The organism is Pseudorhodoferax sp. Leaf265 (genome assembly GCF_001422365.1).
Classification (GTDB): Bacteria; Pseudomonadota; Gammaproteobacteria; order Burkholderiales; family Burkholderiaceae_C; genus Pseudorhodoferax.
In genome coordinates this window covers 176,504-191,811 of record NZ_LMMT01000011.1, presented here as the reverse complement: position 1 = coordinate 191,811, position 15,308 = coordinate 176,504, and the positions used below count along the sequence as shown (strand labels likewise).

Here is a 15,308-nt window from a genome sequence, read left to right as displayed (position 1 = left end):
ATGCGTTCGCCTCGGGAGTTCAGGCGGCAGCAGGCCACCGCAGCCGACCAGGCGCTTTATTGCGAATAGGGCGGGACCGGGAATACGGGGGCAACATCACACTGCCTTTGCACAGGGCAACACTGCAGGCACGCCTGCTCCGTCCACGCGCGCCAACGGGGAAAAGGGGACGGCACCTGCAGGCCCCAAGCCTGACATGGCAGGGACCAGCTCTCCTGGCATGGCCAGGGGCGGGGCATCCTCTGCCGGCGGCATGGCACCTGCGCCCACGACCGACTCGACGGGCGAAAAGGCCCGCATGCCGGCGGAGCGCAAGCCTGCGACCGGGTCGGCCGACACATCGGGGCGCGCGTCCACTGGAGACCGCAAGGCGGCCCCGACGCCGTCCACCGAGGCCAACGGCGAGAAGGCGAAGGGCAGCGCTCCCGCCAAGTAGGGCGACGCAAGCTGGTGCGCGCCTTCGAGGCGCCGCCAGCATTGGCTGGCCAAAAACTGCCCCGGCCACGTGCCGGCCGCTCTGCCCTCGCGCAATGCGCGGTGCAACCGTGCGGGCCGGGCGCCCACGCCATCCGATGCCGAATGGGCACCGGAGACGTCGTGACGCCCGCCGGGGGCTCCGCCGCTGCCGGCACAGGCCGGCAGCGCGGGGCGTCACGGGCAGGTCGTGCCTGCGGGAATCTGCCGCGAGATGGCCGAGATGTCGCGGATGTCGACGACACCGTTCTGGTCGACGTCGGCAGCGGGGAGGAAGCCGGTCTGCCCGGTGCGCTTGCCCATGGCGGCCTTCGCTGCCGAGAGGTCCGGGCACATGACCGCGCCGTTGCCGTCCACGTCGCCGTAGACATAGGGCTTCATGTCGTAGGCGTACAGCTTCATGGCCGTGCCGCTGTCCGGGCCTGCCGCGCGCAGGGCGACGAAGCCGCCGGTGGCCGCCTGCCGCTGGCTGATGGCGTTGCCGCTGTCGCGGTTGGGCGTGTCACCGCTGTCGACCTCCTTGAGTGCGTAGTGCTGGTCGCTGCCGTCGCGTCCCGTGTAGAGGAACATCTTCGTCAGACCGGTCTTCTGGTCGATGGGCGTGTGGAACCACACGGCCTGGTCCAGAGCCCGGTCGGCGACGGGCGTGCCTTCCGCGCCGTTCTGCTGCCGCGTGATCAGCGAATGGTGGTCGCCGACGACGGTGCCGGCCGCCCCGTTGCCGCGGAACATCACGTTGGGGTAGACGTTGGTGCCATGGATGAAGCTTTCCATGGTGTAGCCGTCCTGCCCGTCGTAACGGCCGGCCGCCGGGCTCTTCACCGCCTCCAGCATGAACTTGAGGTTGTCCTGCGCCAGCGCCGGCTCGTCCTGTGGTCCGTTCGGGTTGCGCAGGGGCACGAGCGTGTCGTCGCGCAGCACCACCGGCGTGCGCGACAGCGACTCGGGCGCCGCCGGCGCGTTCGACGCGGTGGTCGCAGGCTTGCTCCGGTTGGTCAGCACGTAGCCCTTGGTTTCCCCGTTGTCCTGGAAGGTCGAATCCGCGGACAGCAGCATGTAGGTCCTGCCCGGTTCGATCCGGTTGGCCACACGCCAGGCCTTGGTGGTCGTGGTGTCCTTGTTCAGCCGCAAGCCGGCCGGGTTGGCGATCAGCTCCTGCGGGTTGAGGACCAGCGTGGTGCGGCCGTGCTTGGGCACCGCCTTCGTCTCGCTGGCGCCGGTCGCCCTGAGCACGCCGTCGGCGCCATTGGCCGTCTTGTGCTGCTTGAGCTTGGTCGCACCGTCGCTGAAGCGGACCTCGGCAAACGCGTAGGGCGCCTGCAGAGAGGCCGTGTTCTCGAACCACGACACCGCCATGTTGCCGAAGGACAGCACATAGGTGGCGGTGTTCTCCACGCCCACGCTCTGGTAGGCCGGCGCCGGATCGGCGCCGCGGGCCTTGACCGTCACATGGCAGGGCCGCCCCGGGACCACCGCGCAATCCGACGGGCTGTAGCTGATGCTCTCGACCGCGTAGCCGGCGGGCAGGGTGATGTTGTCGGCCGTGAAGCTCACGTTCTTCGTGCCGGCCGGCACGTGGATGTCCAGCTTGGCATGGGTGTTCTTGCCACCCCAGGTCCTGGCGCTGAAGGTCTCGCCGCCATACTTGAATGTGGCCGCGACACCGTTGACGGGCAGGCCCGCGTCGGCGAGGTACTGGTCCGGATTGGCCACGGCCCAGTAGGCTTCCTTGGGCTGGCCGACCGCGGACCACAGGTAGCCGTTCGTGTGGTAACCCGGGTCCGTCAGGCCCCACCAGGACACCCGGTGCACGCCGCCCTGGTACTGGCGGTTCTTGCCGGCGGGGCCCACCGCGTACTCCTTGAGCATGTTCAGCATCTTCGCGTAGTAGACGCCCTGGGCCATGAAGATCTCGTTCATCTCGGGGCCGTTCTGGATGCGCTGGCCCTTGTCCAGGCCCAGCACGGGCGCGGCCTCGAGCTCGGTGATGTCCACGTCCACGCCGATGTCCAGGTAGGTCTTCACTGTCCGCTCGAAGGCGTCCAGGTTCAGCCGCATGTTCAGGTGGCCCTGCGTGCCGATGACCTCGACCAGCGGCCGGGGCTTGCCATTGGCGTCCCGCAGGATGCGGCCCTTGCCCGCCGCCGACTCGGCCGCATAGCGCTCGTTGAACTCCTTGACCATGGCCGCGATGGCATTGGCCTTGGACTCGCGCTCGTTGTCGTTGAAGTCGTTGTAGATCAGCCTGGCGGTGGTGTTCTGGCGCGCATGGAAGTACGCGTCGTACATGTAGTCCCAGCTCTTGCCGCCCTTGGAGTAGGCCTGGGCCCAGCGTGCCGGACGCTCCTCGGGGCTGTAGCCCGAGCGCAGCGCATTGCGCCAATCGGAGGGATTGTCGGGGTTGTCCTTGAAGGCTTCGTTGACCACGTCCCAGGCGTAGAGCTTGCGCGGTTCCTGCTCGAAGTGCGACGCCACCGTGCGCACGTAGTACTCCAGGTTGGCCTTGGCCGTCGCGTTGTCCCAGGGCGTTTCCCACCGGCCCTCGGGCGTCAGCACGTTGGCGGCCGGCCAGGTCGGGGACTGGTTGTGCCAGATCAGCACGTGCCCGGTGACCTTGACACCGGCGGCGTTGGCCGCGGCGATGTCGGTGTTGACGCCGGCGCCCGGGTTCAGAAAGCCCGGGTTCTCGTCGGTGCGGCCGCCGCCCCAGATGGACTGGGGCTTGAGGTTGTTCTCGGGTGTCACCGCGTTGAAGTGCTTGCGCCGCATGGCCGACGCCGAGTCCTCGCCGGGCACCACGTTGGGCGCATAGGTGGCGGCACTGGGCCCGGTGGTGCCGATCAGGAAGTGGTTCCTGTAGACCTCCTTCAGGGCCGGCCAGTCGGCCGGGTTGGTCGGCCGGTCGGCGGCCAGCGCCGCGCCAGCGGCGAACAGGGTAGGCAGGGCAACGCAGACCGCGTTGCGTGGGAATCTGGTGAACATCATGCGCGTTCCTTTTTGTGATCTCCGGGTGCCAATGGGTCTCAGCGCGCCCTGGGCTTGATCGCGCGGCCGCCGAGCAGGGCGAAGAGCCCGGTCGCGGCCAGGAAGAGGCTGCCGGGCTCGGGCACGGCGGTGACCTCGGCCGACAGCTCCCGCGCCTCGATGGCGATGTCCGCCAGGTTCGAGTCGAGGAAGCCCAGGTCGGAGAAGCTGAAGCTGGCCAGTCCGCTGTGCTGGACGTTGAACGAGAACGTGGCCAGATCGCCGGAGCCGTCGACGCCCGCGAGCGGTCCGATCAGCCCGCCGAACACGAACGAGATCGAGCCGGCGAGGTTGTCGATGCTGCCGGCGTCGAAGAAGGTGGTCGCGCCCGTGCTCTGCAGAAAGGCGCCCTCCGTGCCCGCGACGGCCCGCAGCAAGGCCGGATCGAAGTTCAGCGTGAACTGGTAGCCGTAGAGGTCCACGACATCCCGTGCGCTGACGGTGAGCTTGATGCCCGTGGCCGAGGCCACCGTCGACATTTCCAGGACCGGTGCGGCCTGCGCGGGAGACAGGAACGCCAGCGCGAGCGCGCATGCTCCGACGGCATGCGATGCAAGACGCAATGGATTCAACATGGTGATTTCCTTATGGATGGGTTGAAGGACCGGGTTGCACGTGTGGGGCAGGCATGGCGGAACCGACGCGGTCGCGCCTGCTGCTGGGGACAGTTCCGGAGCCACGCCGCCGTTGCCCGGCCTGTGGCTCCGACCCTGAATCAGGATGCGGCTTGGTCTCGCCGGGCGGCCATGCGCGGTGGCAGTGCCGCCGGAACGTCCGCGATCCGGTGTTTGGTCGTTGGGGCCGCCGCGTGCGCGTGGTGCGGACGGCATGCTGGCGCTGCGCGGGCGGAAGGCCGAACCCGTGCCGGAGCACCGGCCCGGGTCCTGCACGGCGCGCAGGCGCGCGTTGGCGCGGCAACGGCACGGGCGTGTCCGTGGCCGGTCGAACGGATGGTCGGGATGGGATGGCGCAGCGGTCGCGGCATGGGCGTCTTGTCTCCAGTTGGAACGCAGGCCCTCGATGGCGGGGCCCTCAGCGTCAGCGGCCTTCTTCTGTGCAGGCCGTCAGCGACGCGGCGCGAAGGTTAGGTTTCGCGCCTGCCCGGGTCCACTGAATGTTTTGCCACGACCCATTCCAAACGGTGATGGGTCCGTGGGCTGTCGCCGCGCCCGCGGCCGGCCGTTCAGACCATGGAAGGCGTGGGCGCCAGGTCCGCCATGTCGCGCAGGACGTCGATGAAGGCCTGCGCCGACGGCGTGGGCGGCTCGCCCAGCCGTGTGATCACGCCATAGCTCGGCATGCGGTCGGGCAGCTCGACCGGAATGCGCGAGAGCAGCCCGCGGTCCACGTACTTCTGAATCAACGCGGCGGACTGCATCGACAGCATGTGGGTGGTGTTCATGAGTTCCAGCGCGAACAGGAACGAGGGCGTCTCGACCACGCCGGCCGTGAGCGACAGGCCGGCACCGCCGAACAGATCGTCCGACACCTTGCGCACGGCCGTGGAGCCCGGGTACAGGATCCATGGCCAGTGCGCGAGCTCGTTCAGCGTGAGGTCCGTGGCGCCGCGCAGCGGATGGTGGGGGCCACCGGTCACGTGCAGGGGCTCGGCCGACAGGCGCTCATAGTGGAACTGGGCACGCTGGGCGTCGTCGGTGAAGCGGCCGATCATGAGGTCGATCTTGCGCTTGGACAACCAGGCGATCAGCTGGTCGCTGCTCTGCTCCAGGATCTTGATGACCAGCAGCGGCCGCTGGCGCTGGATCTCTTCCACCGCGGCCACGAGCAGATGCGCGGCCGAACCGGTGATCGCCCCGACCGTGAGGTGGCCGTGGCCGCCTTGCTTCAAGGCATTGAACTTTTCCACGAAGCGGCGCTGGCCATCGAGCGCGGCGCTGGCGTAGCGCAGCGTGAACTGCCCCAGTTCATTGGGCCGCATGCCGCGCGAGAGACGGTCGAACAGGCGCGCTTCCAGGATCTCTTCGATGTCCATCAGGATCTTGGTGGCGGCGGGCTGCGTGACGTGCATCTGCTCGGCCGTCAGGCGCAGGTTGCGGGTGCGCCCGAGGATGTCCAGGAACTGCAGATGCCGGAACCGCAGGCGTGCACAAGCCTGCGCCAAAGTCAAGGGTTTACCCGGATATTGGTCTGAAGTCATAAGCGTTGGGAATGGATTCTCGCAAAACATTCAGTGGACCCGGTGGGGTCCCGAAACCTAACCTTCGCCCCGCGCTGATCAAGGCCCCCCCAAAAAAGGCCGCACGCGCCGAGGTCCTCCCCTGCGGGGTCCCGCCATTCCAACGAAGACAAGACACCATGCAATTCAAGACCCTCGCCCTCGCCGCCACCCTGCTGGCCGCGCTCGCCGCCCCCGTCGCGGCCCAGATCAAGGAACACACCTTCAAGGTTGGCATCGGCCTCAGCGACGACCATCCGCAAGCCCAGGCCGTGCGCCACTTCGCCGAGCGCCTGCAGGCCAAGAGCGGCGGCAAGATGAACGCCAAGCTGTTCGCCAGCGGCACCCTGGGCAACGACGTCAGCATGACCTCGGCCCTGCGCGGCGGCACGCTGGAGATGACCATCCCCGACTCGTCCACGCTGATGTCGCTGATCAAGCCCTTCGGCGTGCTGAACCTGCCACTGACCTTCAACAACGAGCAGGAGGCCGACGCCGTGCTCGACGGCCCGTTCGGCCAGAAGCTGCTGGCCATGCTGCCGGAGAAGGGCCTGGTCGGCCTGGGCTTCTGGGAGAACGGCTTCCGCCACGTCACCAACTCGCGCCGCGCCATCAACAAGGCCGATGACCTGGCGGGCCTGAAGCTGCGCGTGATCCAGAGCCCCTTGTTCCTGGACACCTTCAACGCACTGGGCACCAATGCCATGCCCATGCCCTTCACCGAGCTGTACACGGCCATGGAGCAGTCGGCCGTGGACGGCCAGGAGAACCCGCCCGCCACCATCCTGGCCAGCAAGTTCTACGAGGTGCAGAAGCACCTGGTGCTGTCACGCCACATGTACAGCGCCTGGGTGCTGCTGATGTCCAAGAAGACCTGGGACAGCCTGTCGGCCGAGGAACGCAAGATCGTGCAGGAAGCGGCGCGCGAGGCCACGCTGTTCGAGCGCAAGACCATCCGCGCCTTCAGCGAGAACGCGCTGGGCGAGCTGAAGAAGGCCGGCATGCAGATCACCGAGCTGCCCGCCGCCGAGCAGGCCAAGCTGCGCACCAAGCTGCAGCCGGTGCTGGCCAAGTACGGCAAGGAATTCGGCGAAGAGACCACCAGCGAAATGATGGGCGAGCTGGCCAAGGCGCGCGGCGGCAAGTAAGCCGCCCGACGCTGTGGGCGCAGCGGCTCGCGCTGCGCCCGTTTCCGTTCTCCTGCCACGTCTGCACCCATGACAACAACAAAACGCGGCCCCTTCCGCTCCCGCGAATGGTTCGCCGCCCCCGAGCGTTCGGACATGACCGCGCTCTACCTGGAGCGCTTCATGAACTATGGGCTCACGCCCGAGGAACTGCGCTCGGGCCGGCCCATCATCGGCATCGCGCAGACGGGCAGCGACCTGTCGCCCTGCAACCGCATCCACCTGGATCTCGCGCGCCGCGTGCGCGACGGCATCCGCGATGCGGGCGGCATCCCGATGGAGTTCCCGGTCCATCCCATCTTCGAGAACTGCCGCCGGCCCACGGCCGCGCTGGACCGCAACCTGGCCTACCTGGGGCTGGTCGAGGTCCTGTACGGCTATCCCATCGACGCCGTGGTGCTGACCACCGGTTGCGACAAGACCACGCCGGCCGGCGTGATGGCCGCCGCCACGGTGGACATCCCGGCCATCGTGCTCTCTGGCGGCCCCATGCTGGATGGCTGGCACGAAGGCCAGCTCGTGGGCTCGGGCACGGTGATCTGGCGCAGCCGCCGCCAGCTCGCGGCCGGCGAGATCGACGAGGAAGAGTTCCTGCAGCGCGCCTGCAGCAGCGCGCCCTCGGCGGGCCACTGCAACACCATGGGCACGGCCTCGACCATGAATGCCGTGGCCGAGGCGCTGGGCCTGTCGCTGCCCGGCTGCGCCGCCATTCCGGCGCCCTACCGCGAGCGCGGGCAGATGGCCTATGAGACCGGCCGGCGCATCGTGGCGATGGCGCACGAGGACCTGCGGCCCTCGCGCATCCTCACGCGCGAGAGCTTCCTGAACGCGCTGTCGGTCGTCAGCGTGGCCGGTGGCAGCAGCAACGCGCAGGTGCACATCATGGCCATGGCGCGCCATGCCGGCGTGCAACTCGAGGCGCGCGACTGGACCGAACATGCCTACGACCTGCCGCTGCTGCTGAACATGCAGCCCGCAGGCCAGTTCCTGGGCGAGCGCTTCTTCCGTGCCGGCGGCGTGCCGGCGCTGATGTGGGAGCTGCAGCAGGCCGGCCGCCTGCACGCCGGTTGCGCCAGCGTCACGGGCAAGACCGTGGGCGAGAACCTGCAGGGCCGCGAGACGCGCGACCGCGCCGTGATCCGCCGCTTCGACGAGCCGCTCATGCACAAGGCCGGCTTCATGGTGCTCAGCGGCAACCTGTTCGACTTCGGCATCATGAAGACCTCGGTGATCTCCGAGGCCTTCCGCCAGCGCTACCTGAGCCGCCCGGGGCAGGAGGGCATCTTCGAGGCCCGTGCGGTGGTGTTCGAGGGCGCGGACGACTACCACGCGCGCATCAACGACCCGGCCCTGGACATCGACGAAGGCTGCATCCTGGTCATGCGCGGCGCCGGGCCCATCGGCTGGCCGGGCTCGGCCGAGGTGGTCAACATGCAGCCGCCCGATGCGCTGATCCGGCGTGGCATCAACACCTTGCCCACGCTGGGTGACGGCCGCCAGTCGGGCACGGCGGACAGCCCCTCCATCCTCAATGTGTCGCCCGAGAGCGCGGTGGGCGGCGGCCTTTCCTGGCTTGCGAGCGGCGACATGCTGCGCATCGACCTCAACACCGGCCGCTGCGACGCCCTGGTGGCGCCCGAGGAGATCGCACGCCGCCGGCGCGAGCTGCCCGCGCCGCCGGTGCCGGCCAGCCAATCGCCGTGGGAAGCGCTGTACCGCGAGAAGACCGGCCAGCTGGTCGATGGCGCGACGCTGGACTTCGCGCTGGACTTCGCGCGCATCGCCGAGCGCACGCCGCGCCACAACCACTGACACCCACGCGTGGATGGCCGCCATCCACACGGTTTTTTTCGAAGGACTTTCCATGAACGACATGACGGATGCGGCGTTCGCCGCACGGGCCAGCGCACCCCAAGCCAGCCTGCAGGTGCTGCCCGACGATGGCCTGCAGGGCACGCTGGTGGGCCGCGTCTGGGCGCCCCAGGGCCCGGTGGCCGGACCGGCCGTGGTGGCACTGCGGGCGGACGGTGTGTTCGATCTCAGCGCGCAGTACCCCACGATGAGCACGCTGCTGGACACCGCGGCCCCCGCCCAGGCTGTGGCCGCCACGCCCGGCCAATTCCTGTGCGGCGTGGACGAGCTGCTGGCCAACAGCCGGCCCGGCGCACGCGACACCACGCGAGCCTGGCTGCTGGCCCCCTGCGACCTGCAGGTGGTCAAGGCCGCGGGCGTGACCTTCGCGTCCAGCCTGATCGAGCGCGTGATCGAGGAGCAGGCGCGCGGCGACGCCACGCGCGCCCAGGGCCTGCGCGCCCAGGTGACCGGGCTCATCGGCGAGAACCTGGCCGCCATCCGCCCCGGCTCGCCCGAAGCCATGGCGCTGAAGGCGCTGCTGCAGGAGAAGGGCCTGTGGTCGCAGTACCTGGAGGTCGGCATCGGCCCCGACGCCGAGGTCTTCACCAAGGCGCCCGTGCTGGCCTCGGTGGGCTGCGGCGACGACATCGGCATCCGCGCCGATTCGGCCTGGAACAACCCCGAGCCCGAGGTGGTGCTGGCCGTCAACAGCCGCGGGCAGATCGTCGGCGCCACCCTGGGCAACGACGTGAACCTGCGCGACATCGAGGGCCGCAGCGCGCTGCTGCTGGGCAAGGCCAAGGACAACAACGCCTCCTGCGCGCTGGGCCCGTTCATCCGCCTGTTTGACGCGGGCTTCGGCCTGGAGCAGGTGCGCAATGAGACCGTGCACCTGCGTGTGGCGGGCAGCGACGGCTTCGAGCTGCGGGGCATCAACACCATGGCCAGCATCAGCCGCGACCCGGCCGACGTGGTGGCGCAGACGCTGGCGGCGCACCAGTACCCCGACGGCTTCATGCTGTTCCTCGGAACCCTCTTCGCGCCCATCGAGGACCGCGACGAGCCGGGCAGCGGCTTCACGCACAAGCTCGGCGACCTGGTCTCGATCCAGAGCGCCTGGCTGGGTGGCCTGCACAACCGTGTCACGCACAGCGAAGCCGCCGCGCCCTGGCGCTACGGCCTGCGCGCCTTCATGGGCAACCTCGCGCAGCGCGGACTGCTGCAGGGCACGGCGCTCTGAACCCAGCGATGACAGAACAAGAACGGAGACGAACCGTGTTGGATTCCCTGATCGACCGCAGCTGCCGGTGCATCAACCTGCTCATCGCGCTGGCGCTGGCCGTGATGGTGCTCATGGTCTTCGGCAACGTGGTTTTGCGCTACGCCTTCAATTCCGGCATCGCCATCAGCGAGGAGGTGTCGCGCTGGCTGTTCGTGTGGATCACCTTCCTGGGCGCCATCGTGGCGGTGCGCGAACGCGGACACCTGGGCACGGACTTCCTGCTGGCCCGGCTGCCGCCCATGGGCCAGCGCATCTGCCTGGCCATCAGCTACGGGCTGATGCTGTGGTGCACCTGGCTGCTGCTCAGCGGCGCGCTGGAGCAGACGCGCATCAACATGGATGTGACGGCGCCGGTCACGGGTGCCTCCACGGCGATCTTCTACGCCTCCGGCGTGGTCTTCGCGGTGGGCGCCGGCCTGCTGCTGGCGCTGGACGCCTTGCGCATCGTCACGGGCCGCATGCCGGACAGCGAGCTGGTGCGCATCTCCGAATCCGAGGAACTGGCGGCCGTGGCCACCAGCCTGCCGCACGGCGACGCCAGGCCGCGTGCCTGACCTGACGCGCGCTGCAACCTGGCCCTGATCTGGAATTTTTGCCCATGACCGTTTTCATCTTCCTCGGATCGCTGCTGGCCGCCATGGCCGTGGGCGTGCCGATCGCCTACGCGCTGCTGGTGTCCGGCGTCGCGCTGATGTGGCACCTGGACCTGTTCGACGCGCAGATCCTGGCGCAGAACGTCATCAACGGCGCCGACAGCTTCCCGCTGCTCGCCGTGCCCTTCTTCATGCTGGCCGGCGAGATCATGAACGTCGGCGGTCTGTCGCGCCGCATCGTCAACCTCGCGCTCACGCTGGTCGGGCACAAGCGTGGCGGGCTGGGCTTCGTGGCCATCCTCGCGGCCTGCATGCTGGCCGCGCTGTCGGGCTCGGCCGTGGCCGACACCGCCGCGCTGGCCGCGCTGCTGCTGCCGATGATGGTCAAGGCCGGGCATGACAAGGCCCGCGCCGGCGGGCTGATCGCCTCGGCCGGCATCATCGCGCCCGTGATCCCGCCGTCCATCGGCTTCGTGGTCTTCGGCGTGGCGGCCAACGTGTCCATCAGCAAGCTGTTCCTGGCCGGCATCGTGCCGGGCCTGCTGATGGGGCTGGCCATCGCCGTCACCTGGTACTTCGTGTCCCAGCGCGAGCATGTGAACCCGCCGCCCAAGGCCACCACGGCCGAGAAGCTCCAGGCGCTCAAGGAATCGACCTGGGCGCTGTTCCTGCCCGTCATCGTGATCGTGGGCTTGAAGATGGGCGTGTTCACGCCCACCGAGGCGGCCGCCGTGGCGGCGGTCTACGCCTTGCTCGTGGCCACGCTGGTCTACCGCGAACTGCACTGGCACCAGCTCACCGAGGTCTTCATCAGCGCGGCCAAGACCACGGCCGTGATCATGTTCCTGGTGGCCGCTGCCATGGTCAGCGCCTGGCTCATCACCGTGGCCGACATCCCGCGCGACCTCGTGGCCTTGCTCAGGCCGCTCATGGAGCACCCCACGCTGCTGCTGCTGGCCATCATGTTCCTCGTGATGGCGGTGGGCACCGCCATGGACATGACGCCCACCATCCTGATCCTGACTCCGGTGCTGATGCCGGTGGTCAAGGCGGCGGGCATCGACCCGGTCTACTTCGGCGTGCTGTTCATCATGAACAACGCCATCGGCCTGATCACGCCGCCCGTGGGCACGGTGCTCAACGTGGTGGCCGGCGTGGGCCGCATGCGCATGGACGAGGTCACGCGCGGCGTGGTGCCGTTCATGGCGGCCCAATTCGCGATGATGTTCCTGATGGTGCTGTTCCCGTCCATCGTGCTGGTGCCGATGCGCTGGTTCATCGGCTGAGACGCACGCCGCGAGGGCCGCCAGTGCCGGATCGCAACGCACCATGGACACGATGACCCTGCCGGGCGCATCGCCCGCCGACGCGCCTCCTGCCGACAGCGGCCGGCCGCGCATCGGTGCGCTGCTCGTGCAGGCAGGAAGGTTCACCGCGCGCGACCTAGAGCGTGCGCTGGCGGCCCAGCAGGAACTCGGCGGGCTGATCGGCCGCGTGCTGCTGCGGCTGGGCCTGGTGTCCGAGGCGGACCTGGTGCAGGCGCTGTCGGCGCAGCTCGGCCTGGCGGTGGTGCGGGCGAGCGACTTCCCTGTCTTCCTCCCGGAAGTCGAGGGCCTCAACCCGCAGTTCCTGGTCCACAACGCCGTCTGCCCGCTGCGCGTGGAGCAGGGCGAACTCCATGTGGCGATGGCCGTGCCGCAGGATGGCTTCCTGGTCCAGGCCCTGGGCCTGGCAAGCGGCCTGCGGGTGCGGCCCTACCTGGCCCTGGAGGCGGACATCGAGAAAGCCCTGGCCGAGCCGGCCCCGGGCGAGGCCGCTGCGGACGGACTGGAGGAGGGCCTGGACGGCGCCGAGTTCGTCGAGCACCTGAAGGACCTGGCAAGCGAGGCGCCGGTGATCCGGCTCGTCAACACCATCATCGGCCGCGTGACCGACCTGCGCGCGTCCGACATCCACCTGGAGCCCTTCGACGACGGCCTGCACGTGCGCTACCGCGTCGACGGCGTGATCCACGCGGGCGAACGGGTGCCGCCGCGGCTGGCGGCCGCCGTGGGTTCGCGCGTGAAGCTGCTGGCGCACCTGGACATCGCCGAGCGCCGGCTGCCGCAGGACGGCCGGATCCGCACGCGCGTGAAGGGCCGCGAGCTCGACCTGCGCGTGTCCACCGTGCCCACCGTGCACGGCGAGAGCGTGGTCATGCGCGTGCTCGACCGCGCCAGTGTCCGGCTCGACCTGCAGCGCATGGGCTTTGCGGCCGACACCCTGGCGCGCCTGCAGCAATTGCTGGAACGGCCGCACGGCATCCTGCTCGTGACCGGGCCGACCGGCTCGGGCAAGACCACCACGCTGTACGCGGCGCTGGCCCGGATCGATGCGAGCGCGCACAAGATCATCACGGTCGAGGACCCCGTCGAATACCAGCTCGAGGGCATCAACCAGATCCAGGTGCACCAGCAGATCAAGCTGTCCTTCGCCAGCGCGCTGCGCTCGATCCTGCGGCAGGACCCGGACATCATCATGATCGGCGAGATGCGCGATGGCGAGACGGCGCAGATCGCCGTGCAGTCGGCGCTGACGGGGCACCTGGTGCTGTCCACGCTGCACACCAACACGGCCGCTGGGGCGGTGATCCGGCTCAAGGACATGGGGGTCGAGGGCTTTCTCATCACCTCGGCCGTCAACGGCGTGCTGTCGCAGCGCCTGGTGCGCACCCTGTGCGAGTCCTGCAGGCAGGCCTACGAGCCAGGCGATGCCGTGCGCCACAGCACCGGCCTGGCCCAGCTCGGCGGCGTGCAGGGCCCCGTCTACCGCGCCGTGGGCTGCACGCAGTGCCGCGGCTCGGGCTACCGCGGGCGCACGGGGATCCACGAACTGCTGGTGCTGGACGAACCGGTGCGCACGGCCATCCTCGCTGGCGACGACGGCAATGCGCTGCACGCATTGGCGCGCCGCCACGGCATGCGCACGCTCTACGAGGACGGGCTGCGCAAGGTCGCGGCGGGCCTGACCTCGCTCGACGAACTCGCCCGCGTGGTGCAGGACCAGGGCGATGCCTGAGTTCGCCTGGCGGGCCGTCTCCGTGTCCGGCACCGTGGTCCAGGGCCGGGCCAGCGCCGCGACGCCGGCCGTGGTGTTGCGCCAGTTGCAGCAGCAGGGCCTGACGCCGCTGGCGATCGACGATGGCAGCGCTGCGCCCGCCGCCGCGCCGGGCACCGTCCAGCGCCGCGCGCGCGCGGCGAAAGGGCCGGCGCGGGCCGCGGACGTGCTGGCGCTGACCTCCGAGCTGTCCATCATGCTGCGGGCCGGCCTCGCACTGGACAAGGCCCTGCGCCTGTCGATCGACATGCACCCCAAGCCCAGTGTGCGTGCGCTGCTGCGACAGGTGAGCGAGGCCGTGAAGGGCGGGGCGCCGCTGAGCCGGGCGCTGGCGCAGCATCCGCGCCAGTTCGGCGACTTCTACGTGAGCATGGTCCGCTCGGGCGAGGCCAGCGGCCAGATGCCCGCCGTGCTCGAACGCCTGGTCGCGCACATGGAGCGGCAACGCGCGCTGCGCGACAGCGTGGTCTCCGCCACCATCTACCCGGCCATCCTGCTGGTGGTCGCCCTGCTGTCCGTGGTGGGCATGCTGGGCTTCGTCGTGCCCCAGTTCGAGCAGCTGTTCGCCGACATGGGCGATGCCCTGCCGCTACCGACCCGCGCCATCGTGCAGCTGGCGCACCTGTTCACCGAGCACGGCGTGCTGCTGGGCACCGCCGTGCTGGCGGCCGGGTGGACGGGACTGCGCTGGCTGCGCTCCGCCGCGGGCGCGGCCTGGTGGCGCAAGACGCTGCTGCGTCTGCCCCTGGTCGGCCCCCTGGCCTTGCGCTACGAGACCACTCTGTTCGCGCGCGCGCTCGGCACGCTGCTCGCCAATGGCGTGCCCTTGCTCGCCGCGCTGCAGGTGGCGACGCAGACCGTGGGCAACCCCGTGCTGCGCCAGGCCCTGGAGCGCCTGCCGGCGCTGGTCAAGCAAGGTGGCCGGCTGGCCGGCGCCGCCGAGAGCACGGGCGTCTTCGCGCCGCTGGCGCTCAACCTGATCCGCGTGGGCGAGGAGACCGGCCGCGTGGCCCCCATGCTGCTGGAACTGGCCGCGGTGCTGGACCGCGAAGTCGAGACCGGCATCAAGCGGCTGCTGACGCTGGTCGAGCCGGTGCTGATCCTCCTGCTGGGCGTGCTGATCGCCGCCATCATCGTTTCCATCCTCCTGGGGATTCTTTCCGTCAATGACCTCGCTCTCTGAACTCCGCCGTGTCCGTGCGTCTGCCCGTGCAGCTGGGCGCCACCGTGGCTTCACCTTGATCGAACTCATGGTCGTGCTGGCCATCCTCGTCCTGCTGGCCGGGCTGGTCGGCCCGCGCGTGCTGAACCAGCTGGGCGGCGCGAAGGCCAAGACGGCCGCGGTGCAGATCGCCGACCTGGACAAGTCGCTGGAGCTCTTCAAGCTCGACGTGGGCCGCTACCCGACCACCGAGGAAGGCCTGCAGGCCCTGGTGGCACGCCCGGGCGCGCTGGCGGGCTGGTCCGGTCCCTACCTCAAGGGTGCCGGCGTGCCCGCCGATCCCTGGGGCCACGCGTACCGCTACAGCGCCGCGAACGGCGCCGTCGAGATCCTGTCGCTGGGCGCCGACGGCGCGCCGGGGGGGGAGGGCGAGGCGGCGGACATCCGCAATCTGCCTTGA

The 15,308-nt window shown here is 69.6% G+C and carries 11 protein-coding genes; 8 read left to right on the top strand and 3 right to left on the bottom strand.

Annotation, left to right across the window (positions count from 1 at the left end):
• Positions 1–651: 651 nt before the first annotated feature.
• The 3 genes from ASF45_RS11815 to ASF45_RS11805 all read right to left on the bottom strand — a co-directional run bounded on the left by ASF45_RS11815 (position 652) and on the right by ASF45_RS11805 (position 5,656).
• The gene (locus ASF45_RS11815) at positions 652–3,456 is read right to left on the bottom strand and encodes an endo-1,4-beta-xylanase (protein WP_162243994.1); all 2,805 of its coding nucleotides are present in this window, start codon (positions 3,454–3,456) and stop codon (positions 652–654) included.
• 41 nt (positions 3,457–3,497) lie between these two features.
• Complete coding sequence (locus tag ASF45_RS34445) at positions 3,498–4,073, bottom strand: cohesin domain-containing protein (protein ID WP_162243993.1); 576 nt, start codon at positions 4,071–4,073, stop codon at positions 3,498–3,500.
• A gap of 608 nt (positions 4,074–4,681) precedes the next feature.
• Entirely contained in the window at positions 4,682–5,656 is a 975-nt protein-coding gene (locus ASF45_RS11805) for a LysR family transcriptional regulator (RefSeq protein ID WP_056661908.1), read from the bottom strand.
• Positions 5,657–5,814: 158 nt separating this feature from the next.
• Between ASF45_RS11805 and ASF45_RS11800 the strand changes: the two genes are divergently transcribed.
• The 8 genes from ASF45_RS11800 to gspG all read left to right on the top strand — a co-directional run bounded on the left by ASF45_RS11800 (position 5,815) and on the right by gspG (position 15,308).
• On the top strand, positions 5,815–6,822 hold the full coding sequence (locus ASF45_RS11800) for a TRAP transporter substrate-binding protein (RefSeq protein WP_056661905.1): 1,008 nt from the start codon (positions 5,815–5,817) through the stop codon (positions 6,820–6,822).
• Positions 6,823–6,891: 69 nt separating this feature from the next.
• Positions 6,892–8,673 (top strand): IlvD/Edd family dehydratase, encoded by a 1,782-nt coding sequence (locus tag ASF45_RS11795; protein ID WP_056661903.1) that lies wholly within the window; start codon positions 6,892–6,894, stop codon positions 8,671–8,673.
• 61 nt (positions 8,674–8,734) lie between these two features.
• A complete protein-coding gene (locus ASF45_RS11790; RefSeq protein ID WP_056661965.1) occupies positions 8,735–9,955 on the top strand; it encodes a fumarylacetoacetate hydrolase family protein in 1,221 nt (406 codons plus the stop codon).
• Positions 9,956–9,990: 35 nt separating this feature from the next.
• The gene (locus tag ASF45_RS11785) at positions 9,991–10,551 is read left to right on the top strand and encodes a TRAP transporter small permease (RefSeq protein ID WP_200932150.1); all 561 of its coding nucleotides are present in this window, start codon (positions 9,991–9,993) and stop codon (positions 10,549–10,551) included.
• A gap of 44 nt (positions 10,552–10,595) precedes the next feature.
• Entirely contained in the window at positions 10,596–11,876 is a 1,281-nt protein-coding gene (locus tag ASF45_RS11780; RefSeq protein WP_056661896.1) for a TRAP transporter large permease subunit, read from the top strand.
• A gap of 43 nt (positions 11,877–11,919) precedes the next feature.
• Positions 11,920–13,647, top strand: coding sequence for an ATPase, T2SS/T4P/T4SS family (locus ASF45_RS11775; protein WP_082550961.1), 1,728 nt, complete (start codon positions 11,920–11,922; stop codon positions 13,645–13,647).
• Entirely contained in the window at positions 13,640–14,869 is a 1,230-nt protein-coding gene (locus ASF45_RS11770; protein ID WP_056661893.1) for a type II secretion system F family protein, read from the top strand. The genes ASF45_RS11775 and ASF45_RS11770 overlap by 8 nt, the downstream gene beginning before the upstream one ends.
• Positions 14,853–15,308, top strand: a complete 456-nt coding sequence (gene gspG, locus ASF45_RS11765) for a type II secretion system major pseudopilin GspG (RefSeq protein ID WP_056661889.1) — start codon at positions 14,853–14,855, stop codon at positions 15,306–15,308. Before ASF45_RS11770 ends, gspG begins: the two co-directional genes overlap by 17 nt.

Coding starts and splice junctions, on each gene's coding strand:
- ASF45_RS11780 (WP_056661896.1), top strand. CDS start 10,596: ATGACCGTTTTCATCTTCCTCGGATCGCTGCTGGCCGCCATGGCCGTG.
- ASF45_RS11805 (WP_056661908.1), bottom strand. CDS start 5,656: ATGACTTCAGACCAATATCCGGGTAAACCCTTGACTTTGGCGCAGGCT.
- ASF45_RS11795 (WP_056661903.1), top strand. CDS start 6,892: ATGACAACAACAAAACGCGGCCCCTTCCGCTCCCGCGAATGGTTCGCC.
- ASF45_RS11790 (WP_056661965.1), top strand. CDS start 8,735: ATGACGGATGCGGCGTTCGCCGCACGGGCCAGCGCACCCCAAGCCAGC.
- ASF45_RS11800 (WP_056661905.1), top strand. CDS start 5,815: ATGCAATTCAAGACCCTCGCCCTCGCCGCCACCCTGCTGGCCGCGCTC.
- ASF45_RS11775 (WP_082550961.1), top strand. CDS start 11,920: ATGGACACGATGACCCTGCCGGGCGCATCGCCCGCCGACGCGCCTCCT.
- ASF45_RS34445 (WP_162243993.1), bottom strand. CDS start 4,073: ATGTTGAATCCATTGCGTCTTGCATCGCATGCCGTCGGAGCATGCGCG.
- ASF45_RS11815 (WP_162243994.1), bottom strand. CDS start 3,456: ATGTTCACCAGATTCCCACGCAACGCGGTCTGCGTTGCCCTGCCTACC.
- gspG (WP_056661889.1), top strand. CDS start 14,853: ATGACCTCGCTCTCTGAACTCCGCCGTGTCCGTGCGTCTGCCCGTGCA.
- ASF45_RS11770 (WP_056661893.1), top strand. CDS start 13,640: ATGCCTGAGTTCGCCTGGCGGGCCGTCTCCGTGTCCGGCACCGTGGTC.